Genomic DNA, 19676 nt, shown 5'->3' on the forward strand with positions numbered 1-19676 from the left:
AACAGCCTGCGGGAATTGATTGGGTGCCGTCGTGTTGTCTCGAAAGTCGCGTGTCGATTTCACGACGAGGAGAGTTTGACCCGTGGTCAAACTTCGGACTTTGTCTGGCCGACTCAGGGAGGCTTCGGGGACGAAAATCCGTTGCCTTCCATGATTATCACGGCCAGGATTTTTAGAAATTGAGCGGGCCAAACGGACAATCGGGAAACCATAGTCGAATTGGCTCTTATATGGTTTATCGGAAACAGAGCGATATACTGGTTCCGGAAATTGTGGATCCATCACCAAACGAGGTTGCAGTGTGAAGCGGGCGGCCCCGATATTGGCAGCGGTTCTTCTGGCTAGTTGTTCAGCGTGTTCAACCGTCCAAAGAAGTGAAACCGTATGCGTTTTGAATGGGCCGGGAACGGCCACCTCAAACAAGGTTTGTTATTCTATTCCGGACGGTCTCACTGGATTTCTTGCCGGAGGGCATGTCCGCTCCGGTGCGACCGTGCTGCTAACGCAAGGGAACTATGGAAACCTCACGATCCATGGATTGCAGTTCAAAGAACAGGTGACGCTGTCAGTCGAGCCTGGGCAAAACGCTACCTTTGAAAGCATCACGATAGAACGAAGCTCCAATTTTACCGTCCGCGGGGTTGAAGTTTCGCAGAGAGGCAAGGCGCACACTGACTCTCCCCTCGTTTATATTGATGAGGCTTCAAGAAACATTGTCTTAGAAAACCTTCTTGTTCAATCGGCGCCAAGTGTTGAAGGGTGGGGAGCACAGAAATGGCGCAAGCTGGCCCGAAACGGCATCGTCTCATTCGGTCAGGATGTTGAAATCAAGAACAATCAAATCCGCAACGTCAGGCACGGGATTGTGTCGGCGGGTGACAGAAGTCAGATCACCCAGAATCGAATAGTCAATTTCTCCGGCGATGGCATTCGCGGTTTGGGAAATGATTCATCCTACCTGCGGAATTCAATTCGCAATTGCTTCAAGGTCGATGGCAATCATGACGATGGATTTCAATCTTGGAGTCTCAGTGAGAACAAGGAGCCAGGCAAAGGTGTCGTAAAAAACGTCGTCTTGCGAGGTAACTTGATCCTAAACTACGCCGACGAAGATCAACCGCTCAAATGTCGCCTTCAAGGAATAGGACTTTTCGACGGCATTTATGAAGATTGGATTATCGAGGACAATACGGTCATCGTTGAGCATTGGCATGGCATTACTGTCATGGGGGCACGCAATGTTCGCATCAGTCAGAATACCGTAGTCGATCGAAATCCATTAACAGAGATTGCGCCCTGGATAACGATCACGCGCCATAAAGATGGCAGAAAGCCCTCCGGCGGAGAGGTTAGCAGCAATGTCATAATGCGTGTGAATCGAGAGCGCGGTGACAGTTCCGGACACAAGTTTGGCCTCTACCAAGATGGTGTGCATGTCGTCGATAACATCGAACTCGATCGTTCCGATGTTCGCGTGTTCGTTTCCGCTGACGGACAAGTCGATGTGCTGGAGTTCGCACAAGGCAAATCGGTTGGCGCGCGAAACGTACCGGAAAAACAAAACTAGGGATTTTGTGTTTCGCGGTCACAGCGCTTGTCACTCGAAATTGTCGCGTTAACCCGGCCTGCCATTCATCGAAAGCCCATGCACGTTTGAAGCTTGAGGTCGCTTGACCTGAGCCCTGACGTGAGACCCTGAACTTCCGCCATTTTAGAGTAGAGTCCGTCACCGTGAAGGAGAGGGAAGATGAAGCGCAGTAGGTTTACCGAAGAACAGATCATCGGGATTTTGAAGGAGCAGGCGGCCGGGGAGAGGACGCCGGATGTTTGCCGCCGGCATGGGATCTCGGAGGCGACGTTCTACAAGTACAATCCCAACCATCGCCATTTCCCGCCCGTGCAAACGATCGTCGCTTCGCCCACGCGAAACGATACGCCAGTCCAGTTTCAGATTTGTGCGAGATAAAGCATTTTGCCTGGGCCGGTCCCGATTAAAAATCGTCTGCGAACCGGCCCGAGGCTTTACTGTCTAGTCACCAGCGATGGACTGCTACGCTCCGGACGCGGCCGCCGCGAGGGCGTCGTCCAGAAAACGGACTGCGTTGCGTAGCGCCTGGTCAGCCTGTGGCAGAATGCCGGCAAACAGATGCCAGACGTGGAACATTTCTGGCCAGACTTCGAGCGAAGTGCGGACGCGGGCTTCGCCAAGATTTGCAGCGAGATGGATCGCATCACTGAGCATGACCTCATTCTCCCCGATCTGAATCAAGATCGGCGAAAGGCCATGAACATCCGCAAAGACTGGCGACGCATCCGGATGTGTCGGCAATTCGCCGGCAAGATATGTCCGAGCCAGTATATCGAGAAACTGGACCGAACATAGCGGATCGAGGCCATCGCGTACGGTCGCGGACAAGCCGCTATGGGTCAGATTGGCCCATGGCGAAATCGCCACACCGGCAGCCGGAAGCGCAGTGCCGGCATCCCTGAGTTTCCGCATTGTCGTCACGACCAGCGCGCCGCCTGCGGAATCGCCAGAAAATACCAAAGAGCGTGGGTCTACTCCACTCTCGAGCAGCGCTCCATAAGCCGAAACGGCGTCTTCGATTGGTGCAGGGAACGGAAACTCCGGCGCCTGACGATAGTCGGGGACATAGATTTTGGCCTTGAGCGCCTGCGCATAGCGCGACGTCAATCCGCGATAGGCCTTTACCCCTCCATGAACATAACCGCCGCCATGCAGATAAAGCATCGTGCGGCCATCCACGACTTCTCTCGGTGTCACCATCATTGCCGACACGCCGCCAAGCTCGGTCTGCTCGAAAGTGACGCCGTCCACCGCAGGAAACTGGCCGTCCAGCGCATCCATATAGGAAGCGCGGATATCACTCCAGTGAGCGTCGGAATTACCAAAGAGTTTTTCGCCGATCGGACCGGCGGCCCGCACCCAGGCATCAAGGGCCTTCTTTGCATTTTCGGGAATCATTGCCTTCTCCATTGTAGATATGTGATCTTCAAAACGAATATAGTTGCTCTATTGGAGAATGGTGGTCGCCAATGACTTCACCCAAAATCCCTGATCGACAGTCGGGAGCCTATGACATCGACATCAGTGCGTTGCGGATATTCGTCGCGATCGCGGAGACTGGCAGCTTCGTTGGTGGCGCCAAAGTTGTTGGTTTGACGCGCTCGGCAGCCGGAAAGGGGATGGCAAGGCTCGAGCGGCATCTTGGCACCAGATTGTTTCACAGAACGACACGCCAGGTATCCCTGACAACCGACGGGCAGACGTTTTACGAGCGTTGCGTTCAGATACTGCAAGATCTGGAGGAAGCCGAAGCAAGCGTCATGAAGGGTGCGCCTGCGCCGCATGGCACGCTCCGGGTGACCGTGTCCGAGGCCTATGGGCGCATCGTCCTCATCCCATTTTTGAAATCCTTCCTGCAGACGTGGCCGAATCTCAAGATCGAGGTCAATTTCACCGACCGGCTCGTCGATCTTGTCGAAGAAGGATTTGATTTGGGAATTCGGGTTGGGCGCAGCTTCGAAGGCGCGCAGTTGATCGCGCGCGTGATCAACCGAACGCGCCCGCATCTGTACGCCTCACCGGCTTACATCAACGAGAAAGGTGTTCCCTCGGACCTCCTCGATCTGGGAGGGCATCAAAGGCTGATTTATGGCTCTAATGCTGCAGACAGCCTCTGGACGCTGATAGATCCCGACGGAAAGACGATATCGATCGATACGCCCTCGCAGATTCGGTTCAGCAGCGGCGATGCCATTCGCTCTGCGACGATCGAAGGCATGGGCATCGGTTTTCTACCGGGATTCCTTGTCGAAAAGGATGTCGAAGAAAACAGGTTGGTCCGCCTGTTCCCGAACCATGCCGGAGAGGAAATCTGCATCCATGCGATCTATCCGAGCCGCAGGTACTTTCCGGCCCGAGTACGGCTGTTTCTCGACAGTTTTCTGGAATATCTGTGATGCGCTGTTATTTGCGATTGGGTTGGCAGGTCCTTGTGGCTCACGGTAGCTTTGCGGTGCACCGGCTCGAAGAGTCGGAGTATGGGTCACAGCTCGTCTCAATGATCCGCGGTTTCTGTCCCAGGTTTAGTGTCGGCGGTGCGTTGTCGTGGTAACCACGTCAGCATCATACTGTCATGACGTCGTCCGACATTGCCTTGTCTTGGGCTGCGTACGGCGGTCACACTCGCTCGAACATCTGAATTGATTTGAGAAATGGCGCACCCGACAGGATTCGAACCTGTGACCTCTGCCTTCGGAGGGCAGCGCTCTATCCAGCTGAGCTACGGGTGCCTGGCCATGTATTTCGCCCCTGCAACCCGTCTTGGCTTGTTGGCCAGTCGGCGGGTTGGGCATTGAGCGGGTTATATACAGAGGCCGGCCCGGTTTTGCCAGAGGGAAATATCGAGGTTGTTCGGCGGCCTAGACCGGCGCGCGGCCGACGCTGCCGCCCCCGCAGACATAGAGAATCTGGCCGGTGACAAACCCGGCCGCCGGTGACAGGAAAAACGCGATCGGGCCGGCGATTTCCGCCGGCGTGCCGATCCGGCCGAGCGGGATTTGCGCCTTCGCGGCGTCGAGCTCCGGCGAACCGTCCGGGTGGTTGCCCTTGAAAAGCTCGGTCGCCACCGGTCCCGGCGCCACGCAGTTCACGGTAATGCCATCCTTTGCGAGGTCCAACGCCCAGCTGCGGGTCAACCCGACCAGCGCTGCCTTGCTGGCGGCATAGGCGGTCCGGACGCCGCGGCCCAGAACAACGCGGCTGGCCAGGTTGACGATTCGTCCGCCGTCCGGCGCGGCCTGCAGGCGAGGCAGCATTGCCTGGGTGATCTGTACCGTCGCGCGCACATTCACCGTGTAATGCGCGTCCATGTCCGCAAGCGTGGTCGAGGCGATGTCCTGGGCGCGGGAAATGCCGGCATTGTTCACCAGGCCGGTCACCGCATGGGCGTCCGCGATTTCAGCTCCGGCACGGGCGAGCGCCGTTGAATCGGTGAAATCGACCACATGGAAGTCGCCCGGGAAACCGGTGGGCGCCGTTCGCCCCGTGCCGATCACATGGTGCCCTTGATCGGCCAACAATGTCGCCGTCGCTAGGCCAATCCCCCTGTTTGCCCCGGTTATGAGCGTTACCTGCTGCATGAATGCTTCCTCTGTTGATCGTACCGCTATGCGGTACACCATACCGCATATTGACATCATCTCGTTATATGGTGTGAACTCCGGTCATGCAATTTCGCGGCAAATGCGACAAGCCGCCCTCAGAGCGGTGGACCGGGATAAGGAAATGAGGCGATGACAGAGTCCAAAGACAGGGCTTTCGTAAACGGGCTTGCGCGCGGCTTGGCGGTGATGTCCGCCTTCAAGCCGGACCGCAACCGGATGAGCTTGGGGGAGCTGTCCAAAGAAACCGGTTTGCCGAAAACGACAGTGGCGCGCCTGATCCACACGCTGGTCAAGCTCGGCTATGTCTATGCCGATCCGGATTCCGGAAGGTTTCAGCTGCATCCCCGAGTTCTGACCCTGGGCTATCCGGTCATGGCGTCGATGGACAAGCGCCATGTCGCGCTGCCGATGATGCAGGAACTGGCGGAATATTCCCGAGGGACGGTGTCGCTGGGCATCCGCGACGGGCTTTCCATGATCCTGATCGAACGGTCGCGTGACAGCACGGTGCGTGCCCTGCCGCTCGACATCGGGTCGCGCATTCCGATCCACACGACATCCATGGGCCGCGCCTATTTCGCGGCGGCGGGCGAGTTTGAGCAAAAAGACATTCTCGCCCAGATCGAGACCTTCGACCCGAAGGGGTTCAAGAAAATTGAAAAGTCCCTGCGTGAAGGGGAGCGGGAATACCGCGAAAAGGGATACTGCACCGCCATCGGTTCCTGGGAAAACGACGTGAACGCCGTCGGGGTCGCCGTGGAACTTTCGAATGATGCGCTTGCCGCTTTCAACTGCGGTGGACCTTCTACCCGTATCGCGGAAGAAAATCTGGATGACCTGGGACGCCGCCTGGCTGAGCTTGCCCGTCACTTCCAGACGGCAGATTGGGTCGGGCAACTGCCGCCGCGACCTTATAAGGGGGTATCACCCCCTTAAAACACGATAAGTGTAAAAAAACACAAAACCAAAAACATACAGGAGGAAACGATGGAAAAAATAGGACGCAGAGAGTTCCTGAAAATGGGAAGTGGATTGGCCGGAGGCGCGGCGCTGATGCTGCCCTTTGGAATGGTGGGTGGCGCACAGGCCGCCGGATCGTCGCCGGAATATCTGACCATGGTCGGCGGTGGCCAGGGCGGCGCCTGGTATCTGGGCGCCGCGGCGATTGCGGAAATGTCGAAAAAGATGTGGCCGGATGTTTCCACAACCGTGACGCCGGGCGGCGGTATAGCCAATCTGAAAGGGGTCGGCGCGAAGAAGATCGAAGTCGGCTTCGCCTTCGCGATGGATGTGACGGCAGCGTATAAAGGCATGCTGAAATTCGAAGGCAAACCGATCAAGAACCTGCGCGCCCTGATGTCGACGAATGGTGCCTATCTGTCCACTGTCGCGAAGCCGGACATCAAGAGCTATGCGGATCTTGCCGGCAAAAGCGCGGCGCCCGGCCGTGCCGGCATGACGGGCCTGGCCAGTTTCGAGCGGATCGTGAACCAGATGGGTATCGCCGGTGATGTAAAGATCGTGAACACGGGCTATGGCGAAATGTCATCCTTGTTCCAAGATAATGTGGTTCAATCCGCCACTGTGATCGGGTCCATTCCGCATCCGGTCGTGGACGAAATTCTGTCCGTATCGGAAGGCCATGTCCTGCCGGTGGATGATGCCGTCGCCAGCGCATTGGCGGAAGCGTACAATTACGAAAAGGTCACGATCCCCGCCGGTACGTTCAAGGGCCAGGATGCGGATATCCCGACCATCGGGTCCGTCACGCAGGTTACGACCTATGCCGAGTTGCCGGACGAGTGGGCCTACAACATCGTCAAGGCAACCTGGGAAGGTCGCCAGAGGATGATCCAAGCGCATAAGGCGTATGGAGAATTTGGCGAAGAAATTGCCGTCAAAGGCGTGCGAATTCCATTCCATCCAGGTGCCGAACAGTATTGGAAGGAAATCGGTCTGCTCTGACCGAACTAATCCCCGATTGCTGTGTTGAACCAACCCCCTCGGTCCGCGCGGTGGAAACCGGCGGGCCGGGGACGGTATGGAGAGCCGGATGGTTATGAAAGAAGCGACTTCCCCTGAACCCCGAATTGTGGAGGACCATTCGCCGGTCAACGAAACCGGCGCGGCGGCCCTCTTCCTATCGGGCAGCACACGACGCTGGTGGCAAATTCCCGCCATTCTTGTGATGGTGATCGGTGTTTGCGCCAGTCTCTATCATCTGTATGTGCCGATGGTCGGCGCATATGAAACCTTCGTGTTGCGGCCGCTGCATTTATTGCTGATCGGCGTGGTCGGGCTGATGGTTTTCGACATCAGGGGAAAGAAGCGCGACTTTTCACGGCCGGATGTCACTTGGCTGATCGACGCGGTTTTGGCCGTGATACTCGTGGCGGCACTGTTCAGAGTCCTTGCGGACCCGGCCGGGCTGGAGGAGCGCTTTGCTTATTCCGAGGCAACGAATTGGGACACGATGGCCGGCGTGGCCTTGGTCGCGCTGGTTGTGGAGTTGTCCCGCCGGTGTATCGGACCGCCTATTGCGATCCTGCTTCTGATCGTCCTGGCCTATGGTGTCTGGGGTGGGGATACTTTTTCAATCTTCCGCCACCGTCCTATCGAGACGCCAGAGGTATTCCAAAGCCTCTATATGACCACCTTTGGGATTTTTGGCAGTCCGATCGGGGCGATGGCAACCTATGTCTTCCTGTTCATCATCTTCGGCGCCTTCATCGAACGTTGTCAGACCGGCATGCTGATCCAGCGCGTTGGATTGAAGGCGACCGGCAATTCGCCGGGCGGACCCGCCAAGGTGGCTGTGGTCACCAGTGCGGCCTTCGGCACTATTTCCGGCAGCGCGCTTGCGAACGTCATGGCGACTGGGTCGGTCACCATTCCCTTGATGAAGCGTATCGGATTTCGCGGCGCTCATGCCGGCGGGATTGAGGCAGCGGCCTCTTCCGGCGGGCAACTGACGCCGCCGATCATGGGCGCGGTCGCGTTTGTCATGTCGGACATCACCGGCATTCCCTATTCGGATATCATCGTGGCCGCCGCGGTTCCGGCCTTGCTCTTCTACGTTTCCTTATTTGTCGCGATAGACTTGACCGCTCGGCGTGAAAACATGAAAGGCGTTCCGGCGGACATGATGCCAAAGCCGGGCGATATCATGCGCCTCGCCCATATGGTCTTGCCGCTGGTCACGCTGGTCGGAACGTTGGTTGCGGGCTTTTCGCCGATGATGGCGGCGCTGGTCGGAATCGCAACCGCCTTGATCGTCTCTGCGCTGAAAGCTGAAACGCGACTGACGCCAACTGCGATCCTTGCCTGTCTTCACACGGCGGCTAAGACGACGGTCGTGGCGACAGTTGCCTGTGCGGCGGCCGGTATCGTTGTCGGCGTTCTGAACATGACGGGTTTCGGCCTGCGACTGTCCAGCGAACTGATCAATATCACCCAGGGTCAAATGATGCTGGCCCTGTTACTGGTCATGTTGACCTGTATCGTTCTCGGCATGGGCATGCCGACCGTGGCGGCCTATATTATCACCGTCGCCATTGGCGGGCCGGTGCTGATCGAATTGGGGGTCCCTGTGTTGGCGGCCCATATGTTCGTATTGTACTACGCGGTTCTCTCGCTGATCACACCGCCGGTCATGGTCGCAAGTTTCGGCGCGGCAGCTTTGGCGGAAGCCCCGGTGACGAGTACAGGCCTCGCCGCGATCCGTTTCGCGGGTTTGGCTTTCGTCATCCCGTTCGTCTTCGTGTTCAACCCCGAACTGTTGATCGTCGGCAGCGACCTTGCCTGGTACCAGATCGTGCTGACGACCTTCACGGCGATCGGTGGCGCGGTTTTGTTCGGTGTTTCGATCAGTGGCTACCCCGCCAAGACGGTTCCAGAGCGGATTCTGTATCTGTTCGCGGCGTATTGCCTGGTCGATCCGGGGCACGGACTCGACATTCTAGGGGTCGCGATCGTTGCCACCCACCTGGCCGCGCGATGGGCGCTTGCCAGACGTTCCCAGTCTTCGAAACGTTAGGAGTTCAGCATGCTGGAAGTTGTTCCAACATTGGCCAAGGCGCCGGATGGATACAGTGTTCTCGATATCGCACCGATGTGCGGCGCATTGGGGGCCGAGGTGTCGGGCGTCGATTTGTCCAAGTCGCTTTCGAATGAAGTCTTTGCCGATATTCAGAAAGCGTTACATGACTACCAGGTCATCTTTTTCCGCGACCAGGACATTACACCAGATCAGCAAAAAGACTTCGGCAGGCTCTTCGGGTCTTTGAATGTTCATCCGGTATACGAACCATTGCCCGGGCATCCCGAAATTCTGCAGGTGGTGAAGGAAGCGGACGCGCTCAACAATATCGGCGATACCTGGCACTCCGACGCGACCTTCCTGGAATGCCCGCCCATGGGGTCGATCCTGTATGCGAAAGAAATTCCCCCCTTTGGCGGCGATACGCTGTTCGCCAATTTGCAGCTTGCCTACGAGATGCTGTCGGACGGGATGCGCCGGATGCTGAACGGCATGCAAGCGGTCCACAGCGACGCCTTTCTGACCCAAGTGAATTCGGAGCGGAATGCGACGCGGTCGACCAAGTTGCGCGATGGGGCGCTGGAAACCAAAGAAGTCCTGCATCCGGTGATACGCACGCATCCGGAAACCGGGCGGAAATGCCTGTTTATCAACGAACCCTTCACCGCGCGGTTCGAAGGGATGACCGAAAAGGAAAGCCGGCCGCTGCTGGACTACCTTTTGGCTCATATCAAATCGCCGGAATTCACCTGCCGGTTCCGATGGCAGAAGGGGTCGCTGGCCTTTTGGGATAATCGCTGTACGCATCATTATGCATTGAATGACTATCACGGCCATCGCCGCGAAATGCACCGTGTGACCGTCAACGGCGACCGCCCTCACTAAGACAAGCGAAACTTCCCGCAAGAAATTCCCCCGCCTTGGTTGGGGCGGGGGTCCTGTTTTCGGGTGAGTAGGGCAGCGATCAGCCGAACAGGCCATCCCCGACTTTACTGAACTGTCGGGGGCCACTGAATTTTCCGGACCGCAAATTTTCGAAATGTTCAGCTTCGGCGCCTATCGTCGAGCCGTCTACATGGGGGCGTGTGTCATGCCCCAATCGAACAGAGCATCCATGACGGGGGAGAGCGTTCGACCTTTCTCCGTCAACGCATATTCAGCGCGGGGCGGGTGCTCCGAATACATTCGTCGTTCGACGATCCCAGCCTGCTCAAGCTTCTTCAACCGCCCTGACAATGTGTTGGGCGAAAGGCCCAGTTGGTCCTGCAGGTCCGCGAACCGGCGTGGGCCTTCCAGGAAAAATTCCCGCAGGATCAGAAACGACCATTGATCGCCTAGGGTGTCGGTCGCCCGTTTGATAGGACAGTTTGTACGGTTTTGAGAGGTCATCCCGTTAACATAAGGATTAAAATCCGTTTTGTGAATTGACTATAAAAATTATAGTAACTATATGAACAGGAGTAATGTGGGTTGAGCGTCAAGCTCCAGGAATGGAGAGACCCTTGTTCCCAAACCGGATGCGACAGTCCGAGACACGCATCGCCTGTGCGGCATATCTGACTTTGGAAAGAGGCTTCAGAATGTTTACCGATATCGCCATAATTTTCGTGGAAACATCATTGATTTTTCTGTCCGCGACCGCGCTGGCGTTGATGGCCGTGGGGGCTGTCAGGGCCGGTCTGGGCCTTGGGCGTGCGGCGGTGGCCCTGTGCGCTTTGGCGGCATCGCTGGCTCTTTGGGCAACGGCGATGGGGCCTCTCGCGAAGGCAGGCATCCTGATGCCGCCATCGACCTTGATGGACCCGCCCTTTGCGTTGATGCCTCTCATTGGCGGCGCAGTGATCCTCTGGTCCCTGGGCAAGTTGACCATAACCGGGCGGACCGTGCTGTCAGGTCTCGATCAAAGGCATTTGATGGGCTTTCAGGTGTTCCGTGTTATGGGGGCTTTTTTCCTGATTGGATGGGCGACCGGCGACATACCGTGGGAATTCGCCCTGCCGGCTGGGGTTGGCGATGTCTTGGCGGGCCTTGCGGCGATGCAGGCCCTGCGCGCGCTGTCAAAAAACGCGCCGGACGCACGGGCGAAGGTAATTCGGGCCAATGTTGTCGGCCTTGCGGATTTCGCGGTCGCAGTCGGCACAGGGATCCTGACGACAGAAGGTTTTATGCACCTGCTTTCGTTGGACGCGCCGAATATCATCAATATGTATCCCCTGGCCCTTTTTCCGGCCTTTATCGTGCCGGTCTTCATAGCCTTTCATCTTTTCTCATTGGATGCATTGCGGCGTGACAAACCAGTCCAGGTGCCGGCGTGACCGAAAAGGGCGCCAACACAATGACGGTGCGCCACTGGCTACTCATTCTTGCGACGGCGGCCTCATTCGGATCTTCCTTTTTTTTCATCAAGCTGGCGGTTTCGGACTTACCGCCAATGACGATTGCGGCGGGCAGGGCCATGGTGGCCGCGCTTGTGATCGGTGTGGTCGCGAGCAGGCGGGGGGTGTCGATGCCGTCACCGGGACCGGATTGGCGACCGTTACTTTTCGTTGGCGCGCTGACGGCCATAGTTCCCTACGCTTTAATCGCCATGGGACAATCCCATATTGATAGTTCCCTGGGCGGAATACTTTTTGCGTCAATTCCGCTGTTCAGTCTTGCCTTCTCCCGCATCGCGTTCCCTGACCAGGTCTTGTCCACGGACCGGATAGCAGGCGCTGTGATCGGATTGGCAGGGGTCGCTGCCGTGATCGGCCCACAGGCGCTTAAGGGCCTTTCCGGTCAGTTGCTGGGGGCGGGTCTCACATTGGCGGCGGCGGCTTCCTACGCGGCGGGCGGTGTCTTCACACGCACCCAAATGCACCTGCCGCCCATGGTGGTGGCAGCCGGACAGGTTATGGTCGCCGCACCGGTTCTGACAATCGCAGCCGCTTTGACGGACGCGCCCTGGACACTGGACCCATCGGCGATGGCGTTGGCGGCGGTTTGCGCCGCAGGCTTAGTCAGCACGGCTCTGCCGGTCGTGCTGTTTTTCCGCCTGATAAGCGAAATCGGGCCGACACGAACGTCGATCCTGACCTTTTTCATGCCGGTATTTTCCGTGCTGCTCGGAACAATTCTGTTGGGTGAAGCCCCCGGCTCGTTTGCTTATGTGGGGTTGGCGCTGATCATATCAGGGGCTGTGCTGATCAGCAGGGATGGGCGAAAGAAATAGGTCGACGCAAAAAGAAACCCCGCCTTGGGTAAGGCGGGGTGAGGCGGTGTTTACTATCTTGGGAGTAAGTAAACGTTCAACCGATCAGGGTAGTCGTCGGCACTGCTGGTTTTTTATCGTCCCACTGACTTATCCGTGGTGCGGCCCGATTAGAACTGTGCCGCTTCCGTGGAATGTTCCAGCGCGGTGGTGGAGGCCGTGCCGCCTGCGGTCGCGTTGTTGACCGCGTCGAAATAGCCGACGCCCACTTCTCGCTGATGCTTGACCGCGGTGAAACCTTCTTCGGTCGCCGCGAATTCGGCCTGCTGAAGTTCCGAGTAACCGGCCATGCCGCGTTCCTTGTAGGACTTCGCCAGATTGAAGGTGGCAAGGTTCAGACTGTGGAAGCCCGCCAGCGTGATGAACTGGAACTTGTAGCCCATCTTGCCCAACTCGGCCTGGAACTTCTCCATGGTCGGCACGTCCAGATGCTTTGCCCAGTTGAACGAGGGCGAGCAGTTGTAAGCCAGCATCTGGTCCGGGAATTCGGCATGGATCGCGTCCGCGAACTGCTTGGCCTGCTCCAGGCTCGGCGTGGAGGTTTCCATCCACAGCAGGTCGGCATAGGGCGCATAGGCCAAGCCGCGTGAGATGCACATATCGATCTCGCCTGTAATGCGGAAGAAGCCCTCTTCGGTGCGCTCGCCGGTCAGGAACGGATGGTCGCGTTCGTCCACATCACTCGTGATCAACCGTGCGGATTCAGCGTCGGTACGGGCCATGATGATGGTTGGCACGCCCATGACGTCGGCGGCGAGACGTGCGGCGGTCAAGTTGCGGATCATGGTCTTGATCGGCACCAGCACCTTACCGCCCAGATGGCCACATTTCTTCTCGGACGCGAGCTGATCTTCAAAATGGACGCCCGCGGCACCTGCCTTGACCATGGCTTTCATCAGTTCGAAGGAATTCAGCGGGCCGCCGAAACCGGCTTCCGCGTCGGCGACGATTGGCGCGAACCAATCGATGTCGGACGTATCGGCGCCGTCCTTCTGCTCCATGTTCTGGATCTGATCCTGGCGGATGAAGGCGTTGTTGATCCGCTCGACGACCTGCGGCACGGAGCTCACCGGATACAGGCTCTGATCCGGATACATCTGGCCGGCATTGTTGGCGTCGGCCGCAACCTGCCAACCCGACAGGTAGATCGCTTGCAAACCGGCACGGACATGTTGGACCGCCTGGTTGCCGGTGAACGCGCCCAGTGTATTCACGTAGGGCTCGTTGTTGATCAGATTCCAAAGCTTTTCGGCACCCATTTCAGCAAGCGTGTTGCGGATATGGACCGAGCCGCGCAGACGCTCGACATCGGCGAGGGTGTAGTCGCGACGGGTGGTCGCCCAACGATCGGGGGCGTATTCGGGGGCCGGGAAGTTGTCGCCGCCTTCGGGGCCACCCTGCCATTCGTAACTGCGATTGATGCTGTCCATGACGGAACTCCTTTTTACATGCTTTTCAGCAATTCGATTTCGTTCTGTGGGCTAGCCCCGGAATTTACTCCGGGGCCTTCCTCCCCAATGCGCCTTTTACAGTTTGTTAATTTGTTGTGACGCGGTAAAAATCTCTGAAAGCAAGCTCTCACAAGGAGTGCAGCGCAGCAACATTTTCCACATGGACTCTTTGAAAAGGCTATTGTGTAAAGTATTTTCTAATTGTAAAATTTGTAAATAAAGGAGGTTTACATGGCGCGCGCATCGGAAAGCCAAGCAAAGGGCACGGGGAAAGGCCTGAATATCGGCGGGAAGATCCGCCGTCTCCGCCGCGATAAGAACCTGAGCCAAACGGCCCTGGCCGAACGCCTTGGCGTCAGCGCCAGTTACCTGAACCTGATCGAGCACAACAAACGCAAATTAACCGCCACTCTGTTGCTGGAATTGGCGAAGATTTTCGACATCGATTTCGCCCATCTGGCCGATGACGACGAAACCCAACTTTTTGCCGATATCATGGATGTACTAGGCAGCGAGATGTTCGAAGACCTCGACCTGACAAATTCCGATGTCAGGGCCTTGGTCGAGACAGTGCCGAATGTCGCGCGTGCGTTGCTGCACATGCATGACGCTTACCGCAAGTCCCAGGCAGATATCCGTAGCCTTGCCGCGAGGGCGATCGATGCGGAGGCGGAGCCCGTGATCTTAAGTGCCGTCGCCCCGGCGGAAGCGATTTCCGATTTTGTGCAGGAACACGTCAACTATTTCGAAGACCTGGAGCTTGAGGCGGAGCGTGTCGGGCGTGAAATAGGGATTGTCGAGACACAGTCCCGCGACGCCCTGGTTGACTATCTGCATACGGCGCATGATGTGGAGACCGCGCTGACACGTGTGGGGCCGGATTTTCCTTACCAACGCCATTATGATTCAGAGCGCAGGGTGTTGCGTATTTCCGAACGGCTGACGACGGGCAGCCGGCGGTTCCAGCTGGCGCATCAAATCGGTCTGCTTTCCGCGGGGCCGGTGATCGACATGCTGTTGATGGAAGCCAACATCAAGGACCGGGACACCCGGGCTTTGGGAAAGGTCGCGCTGGCCAATTATTTCGCGGCCGCTTTGTTGATGCCCTATGACCGCTTCCTGGAAAGCGTGCGGGAGGCAAGATACGACATCGAATTGCTGCAACATCGCTTCACCGCTGAATTCGAACAGGTCTGCCACCGCCTGACCACGCTGAACAAACCCGGTAATGCGGGCATACCGCTGCACATGCTTCGGGTCGACGTCGCCGGCAATATCTCAAAGCGGTTTTCGCTGTCCGGACTGCCGATCCCGCGCCACGGGGAGGCCTGCGCACGCTGGAACGTTTACAGCGCCTTCATGTCGCCCGGCGTGATCCAGGCGCAGATGTCAGAATTACCGGATGGGATGCGTTATTTTTGTATCGCCCGGTCCGTGCGCAAGGGCGGGGCCGGCCATGGGTCGGAACCCCGGATCGTATCGATCGGCATTGGCTGCGAGGCGAAACACGCTGCCGAGATGGTTTATTCCGACAACATGATCCTGGGGGCGGACGCGAAGGCGGCGCCGATCGGTGTCAATTGCCGGATCTGTGACCGGATGGATTGCCCGCAACGCGCCCATCCGCCGGTCCATCTGCGCGCGCGCATCGACGAGAACATGCGTGGGCCGTCGCCTTATGTCGCCGGGGCAAGTGCCGAACCTTTGCCGACACGATAGAGACGGTAACACCGACTGGATTTCGGGTGAGGCTGTATTCGTCGCCGCACATTAAGAAAAAATACACTAAATCCGCATAGCGTTCGGGCTGATCTGGTGATCCTGAACGCAGTGCCAGCTTGTTTCATTTTATGAGGCATCAATCGGGTTACCGGATTAGGGAGGGGACACAAGCGATGAAAAAATTCGTTCCCGCAGCAGTTTTGACGCTCTTCTGCACCGTGGCGTTGGTTGCCATGGCGATGCGTGCGCCGATGACTGCAGGCGGTACGGTGGCAATTTTGTTTCCCCCGCAAACCACATTGATCGCAGCCGTTACCGCAGTTGGCGAGGCCGGCGGCCGTGTCGAGCGCACCGGTCGTTGGGACAATATAATCGTTGCGTCATTCCCAGGGGCAGAACCGCCCGTCGCCGTGCTGAAAGCGTCCGGCGCGTGGCTCGTATTCAATGCCCTGGTCGCCGGTGGGTGTGACCCCGCTACCTTGCAAGCCCAGTTGAACGCATCTCCCAACAGTCGCGGAAAAAGCGATAGAGGATTTGATACATGAACGCCCTGCAGACCCTTCAGGCAAATTCGGCCCGGATCCTGATTTATTATCTGATTGCACATATCCCGGTCACCGCGGCGTTCCTGATCGCGATGGGGGATCCTTGGATTCCGGCAACCATCATCACGGCGGTCCTGGCCGCCGCGGCCTATGGGATGTGGGCACTGCGAAAGACCGCGGATGAAACCATGTATGTCATTGCGGTCGCTTTCATCGGTGATGTGGCAGCGTTGGTCTATGCCATGGCGGGCGATCCTTGGCAGATCGATATGCATATGTATTTCTTCGCGGCTTTGGCGATGCTGGCGGCATTGTGCAGTTGGCAGGTCATGATCGTTGCGGCCGGCGTGACCGCTGTTCATCACCTGACCTTGAATTTCTTGCTGCCCGAATTCGTTTTCCCCGATGGAAGCAATTTCGGCCGCGTGGTGCTGCACGCGGTCATCGTGGTTTTGGAAACCGGCATTCTGATTTGGGTCGTCGATCGTATCCGACGTGCCTTCGTGGAAAGCGAGAAAGCACTCGAAAAGGCAGCGGAAGCCGAAAATGCCGTCCGCGTCGCCCAGGCGGAACAGGAAGCGCAACGCCGCGAAGCGGACAAGATGCGCGCGCAGACCTTGGCCCAAGTGGCAGCCTCTATTGAAACGGAGATTGGTGAAATCGCAAAATCCGTCGCTACTGCTTCGGATGAATTGACGAGGCACGCCGACGGCCTGTTGAGTTCCGCCGAGACGATGCGGAATCAAGCGGCCCGGTCTGCAGAGTCCAGTGAGGATGCCGGCCGCGATGTCGGCAGCACCGCTGCGGCTGTGGAAGAGCTGGATCAAGCGACAGTCGAAATCGGCCGCCTCGCAAGCGATTCAGTCGCTGCGACGCGTAGAGCGGTGACCGAAGCAGAGAGCACGAACAAGGCGGTCACCGGCCTTGCGGATGCAGGAACGAAGATCGGCGAAGTCGTTGGTCTGATCGAGGATATCGCCGAACAAACCAATCTGCTCGCGCTCAACGCGACAATTGAAGCGGCTCGTGCGGGTGATGCGGGCAAGGGCTTTGCCGTGGTCGCGAACGAGGTGAAGGGGCTGGCCAGCCAAACGGCGCAAGCCACGGAAAACATCTCCAAGCTGATCGAGGATATGCAGAAAGCGTCCGTCGGTGCCGTCAACGCCATTCAGGGTATCGGCGAAACGATTTCCGCCGTTGCAGAAACAGTTGGCGCGATCGGGCAGTCGATCGATCAGCAGAAACTCGCGACGGAGGAGATTTCCTCAACCATGGGCACCGTCTCGTCCAAGAGCAAGGCGGCGGCCGACGGCGTGATCGGTGTTCGTGGGATTGCGGACGACTCAAGCTCGGCGGCGCAGGATGTGAAAGGCGTCGCATCGAAGCTGAGCACGCATTCCGACGAGTTGAATTCGCGCCTCGGCGGTTTCGTAAAAACGCTCAGGGACTCCTAACTTCGCCCCTTTGCAAGTTTGCCGATGGGTTATTCCTCGGGACCGGTATAAAACTCCGGGTATTGCCGTTTAACGATGGGGCCGTCTTCCCTATAGGCGTGACAGGAATTCAGCAGGCGCGGTCGCTTGCCCGGCTTGTCGCTGACAGCCGTCGTCCCGCCCTTGCCGGTTTGGGCGCTGGAACTATAGGCGGTCTGGTAGGCAACGGTCGCCATCGCGCCGAGCATTTCGACCATATGGGTGCACCCATATACACCGCCGAGGCGCTCGCGGATGGTCTTGCGCCAGCCTGGGCCGATTTGTGCGCCGACCATGCGCTGGAAATTCGGCGGGACTTCGGTGCAGACCATATAAGGGCTGCCATCGGTTACGGCTTCAACCGCCTGGATCACGAAATCATCGTCGATGGTCAATCGGATCGACATGTCGTGGATGGCGTCGTCCGGCGTCATATGTCCGCGGTATTTGTTCTCGTAGGAATATCCTTTCGTGTCGCGGATATGTCCTTCGATATCCCACAAACCGTCTTCACGGATATAACCACGCATGTCGTATTTGCGGATATGGAGTGGCTTGCGGGATGCTGGCTCGCTTAGCGGCATAGGGGGTGCTCCTAACCTAACCTGGGCTCATCGTCTTGCTGGGAACGGCGCGCCGATCTATTCGGCGGCTCGGGATGGGGTCGTCTCATCCGACGGGTTCGTTGTCTGGTCCTGTTCGTCTTCGTCCGCCATTGGCGTCACCTTCAGGGCGGTTATCTGGTTGCGCTGACGGCGCAGGATATCGAACCGCAGGCCGTGGAAGACGAAACTCTGCCCCGGTTCCGGAATCATGCGGGCTTCGTGCAATACCAGGCCGGCGATTGTCGAGGCATCGTCGTCCGGCAATTCCCAATCCAGATCGCGGTTCAGGTCGCGCAGCGTGACGGTGCCGTCGATAATATAGGACCCGTCCGGCTGCGGACGCACGCCTGGCATGGAGACGTCGGTTTCGTCGTCGATATCGCCGACGATCTCTTCCAGAATATCTTCCAGCGTCACGATGCCCATGAAGGTGCCGTATTCGTCCACGACAACTGCAAAATGCTCACGCCGTTTCTTGAAGGCTTCCAACTGGTCCAGCAGCGAGGTGCTGTCCGGGATGAACCAAGGGTCGGACGCCACGGCAGCCAAGTCCAGATCCTCGACATTGCCGTTGCGGGCGCGGACTTCGCGAAGCAGGGACTTGGCGTGCAACACGCCGACGATATTGTCCGCTTCGTCCTGATAGACCGGCAGCCGGGTGAAGGGACTTTCCAGGGCGGCGTCGACGTTCTCGCCGACATCCTTTTGCACATCGAGCATCACGACGTTCCGGCGGTGGGTCATGATTTCCCCGACTTCGACATCGTCCAGTTCCAGGATCGATCGCAACATGGAACGTTCCTGCTGGATTTCCGGATCTTCCCCTTCATGCAATTCGATGACGCCGCGTAGTTCCTCTTCGTGCAGCTCCGTCGTGATTTCATGGGAAATCTCGATCCCGAAGGTCCGCAATGTCATTCGTACGATGAACTGAACGGCGGTGACGACGGGAGAGAAGACGATGATCACCATGCGGATCGTCGGTGCAACGAACAACGCCATCTTTTCCGATTGGGCGATCGCATAGGTCTTGGGCAAGACTTCCGCGAATATCAGCACCAGCATCGTCATCAACAAGGTCGCGTAAACGACGCCGGTTTCACCGACCAAGCGCAGCAACAAGCTGGTTGCGAGCGCCGACGCCAGGATGTTCACCAGGTTGTTGCCTAGCAGGATTGCACCGATCAGCCGGTCACGCTGGGCAATCAATGACAGAACCATATCCGCGTGTTTGTTGCCTTGCCTTGCCGCCTGATGCATGCGGGCCCGCGACGCGGCGGTCAGCGCGGTCTCCGAGCCGGAGAAGAACGCCGACAGGATCAAGAGCAGTAATATGGCCCCGATTGTCAGGACAATTTCAGTCGTTTCGGTCATCAAAATCGATCAATAGGATATCCAATGG

Annotated in this window: 17 protein-coding genes, 1 tRNA gene and 1 pseudogene; 12 read left to right on the forward strand and 7 right to left on the reverse strand. The window is 57.8% G+C overall.

The features are described 5' to 3' along the window. Positions 1-322: 322 nt before the first annotated feature. Positions 323-1567 carry a right-handed parallel beta-helix repeat-containing protein gene (locus tag EOI86_RS14845; RefSeq protein WP_161973844.1) on the forward strand — a complete coding sequence of 415 codons (1245 nt, stop codon included), beginning with the start codon at positions 323-325 and terminating at the stop codon, positions 1565-1567. A gap of 180 nt (positions 1568-1747) precedes the next feature. Then, a pseudogene (locus tag EOI86_RS14850) lies at positions 1748-1870 on the forward strand (transposase); the annotation flags it as partial. 180 nt (positions 1871-2050) lie between these two features. Here the strand turns inward: EOI86_RS14850 and EOI86_RS14855 are convergent. Beyond that, complete coding sequence (locus tag EOI86_RS14855) at positions 2051-2986, reverse strand: alpha/beta hydrolase fold domain-containing protein (protein ID WP_127765948.1); 936 nt, start codon at positions 2984-2986, stop codon at positions 2051-2053. Between the two features lie 71 nt (positions 2987-3057). On the opposite strand from EOI86_RS14855, the gene EOI86_RS14860 reads away from it, so the two are divergent. Further along, positions 3058-3984 (forward strand): LysR family transcriptional regulator, encoded by a 927-nt coding sequence (locus tag EOI86_RS14860; RefSeq protein WP_127765949.1) that lies wholly within the window; start codon positions 3058-3060, stop codon positions 3982-3984. A 256-nt stretch (positions 3985-4240) separates the two neighbouring features. On the opposite strand, the gene EOI86_RS14865 is transcribed toward EOI86_RS14860, so the two are convergent. Further along, a tRNA-Arg gene (locus tag EOI86_RS14865) sits at positions 4241-4317 on the reverse strand. 129 nt (positions 4318-4446) lie between these two features. Continuing rightward, on the reverse strand, positions 4447-5166 hold the full coding sequence (locus EOI86_RS14870; protein WP_127765950.1) for an SDR family oxidoreductase: 720 nt from the start codon (positions 5164-5166) through the stop codon (positions 4447-4449). A gap of 153 nt (positions 5167-5319) precedes the next feature. Between EOI86_RS14870 and EOI86_RS14875 the strand changes: the two genes are divergently transcribed. From EOI86_RS14875 to EOI86_RS14890, 4 genes are all read left to right on the forward strand, one after another. Beyond that, a complete protein-coding gene (locus EOI86_RS14875; RefSeq protein WP_127765951.1) occupies positions 5320-6126 on the forward strand; it encodes an IclR family transcriptional regulator in 807 nt (268 codons plus the stop codon). A gap of 51 nt (positions 6127-6177) precedes the next feature. Further along, positions 6178-7155 carry a TAXI family TRAP transporter solute-binding subunit gene (locus tag EOI86_RS14880; RefSeq protein WP_127765952.1) on the forward strand — a complete coding sequence of 326 codons (978 nt, stop codon included), beginning with the start codon at positions 6178-6180 and terminating at the stop codon, positions 7153-7155. Between the two features lie 88 nt (positions 7156-7243). Further along, positions 7244-9226, forward strand: a complete 1983-nt coding sequence (locus EOI86_RS14885; RefSeq protein ID WP_161973845.1) for a TRAP transporter permease — start codon at positions 7244-7246, stop codon at positions 9224-9226. Positions 9227-9235: 9 nt separating this feature from the next. Then, the gene (locus tag EOI86_RS14890; protein WP_127765954.1) at positions 9236-10114 is read left to right on the forward strand and encodes a TauD/TfdA dioxygenase family protein; all 879 of its coding nucleotides are present in this window, start codon (positions 9236-9238) and stop codon (positions 10112-10114) included. Between the two features lie 186 nt (positions 10115-10300). Here the strand turns inward: EOI86_RS14890 and EOI86_RS14895 are convergent, their stop codons facing one another. Continuing rightward, positions 10301-10618, reverse strand: coding sequence for a winged helix-turn-helix transcriptional regulator (locus tag EOI86_RS14895; RefSeq protein ID WP_127765955.1), 318 nt, complete (start codon positions 10616-10618; stop codon positions 10301-10303). A gap of 191 nt (positions 10619-10809) precedes the next feature. On the opposite strand from EOI86_RS14895, the gene EOI86_RS14900 reads away from it, so the two are divergent. Beyond that, positions 10810-11544, forward strand: coding sequence for a hypothetical protein (locus EOI86_RS14900; RefSeq protein ID WP_127765956.1), 735 nt, complete (start codon positions 10810-10812; stop codon positions 11542-11544). A gap of 20 nt (positions 11545-11564) precedes the next feature. Beyond that, the gene (locus EOI86_RS14905; protein WP_240035707.1) at positions 11565-12440 is read left to right on the forward strand and encodes a DMT family transporter; all 876 of its coding nucleotides are present in this window, start codon (positions 11565-11567) and stop codon (positions 12438-12440) included. A gap of 149 nt (positions 12441-12589) precedes the next feature. Here the strand turns inward: EOI86_RS14905 and aceA are convergent, their stop codons facing one another. After that, a complete protein-coding gene (gene aceA, locus EOI86_RS14910; protein ID WP_127765958.1) occupies positions 12590-13909 on the reverse strand; it encodes an isocitrate lyase in 1320 nt (439 codons plus the stop codon). Between the two features lie 252 nt (positions 13910-14161). Here aceA and EOI86_RS14915 point away from each other — a divergent pair, with 252 nt between their 5' ends. The 3 genes from EOI86_RS14915 to EOI86_RS14925 all read left to right on the forward strand — a co-directional run bounded on the left by EOI86_RS14915 (position 14162) and on the right by EOI86_RS14925 (position 17651). Further along, positions 14162-15649 carry a helix-turn-helix domain-containing protein gene (locus EOI86_RS14915; protein WP_127765959.1) on the forward strand — a complete coding sequence of 496 codons (1488 nt, stop codon included), beginning with the start codon at positions 14162-14164 and terminating at the stop codon, positions 15647-15649. Between the two features lie 176 nt (positions 15650-15825). After that, complete coding sequence (locus EOI86_RS14920; RefSeq protein WP_127765960.1) at positions 15826-16197, forward strand: hypothetical protein; 372 nt, start codon at positions 15826-15828, stop codon at positions 16195-16197. Further along, positions 16194-17651 (forward strand): methyl-accepting chemotaxis protein, encoded by a 1458-nt coding sequence (locus EOI86_RS14925; protein WP_127765961.1) that lies wholly within the window; start codon positions 16194-16196, stop codon positions 17649-17651. The genes EOI86_RS14920 and EOI86_RS14925 overlap by 4 nt, the downstream gene beginning before the upstream one ends. 29 nt (positions 17652-17680) lie before the next feature. On the opposite strand, the gene EOI86_RS14930 is transcribed toward EOI86_RS14925, so the two are convergent. Then, positions 17681-18253, reverse strand: a complete 573-nt coding sequence (locus EOI86_RS14930; protein ID WP_127765962.1) for a DUF2889 domain-containing protein — start codon at positions 18251-18253, stop codon at positions 17681-17683. Positions 18254-18310: 57 nt separating this feature from the next. Beyond that, positions 18311-19648, reverse strand: a complete 1338-nt coding sequence (locus EOI86_RS14935; RefSeq protein WP_127765963.1) for an HlyC/CorC family transporter — start codon at positions 19646-19648, stop codon at positions 18311-18313. Positions 19649-19676: the final 28 nt, after the last annotated feature.

This window comes from Hwanghaeella grinnelliae (assembly GCF_004005845.1).
GTDB lineage: Bacteria > Pseudomonadota > Alphaproteobacteria > UBA8366 > Aestuariispiraceae > Hwanghaeella > Hwanghaeella grinnelliae.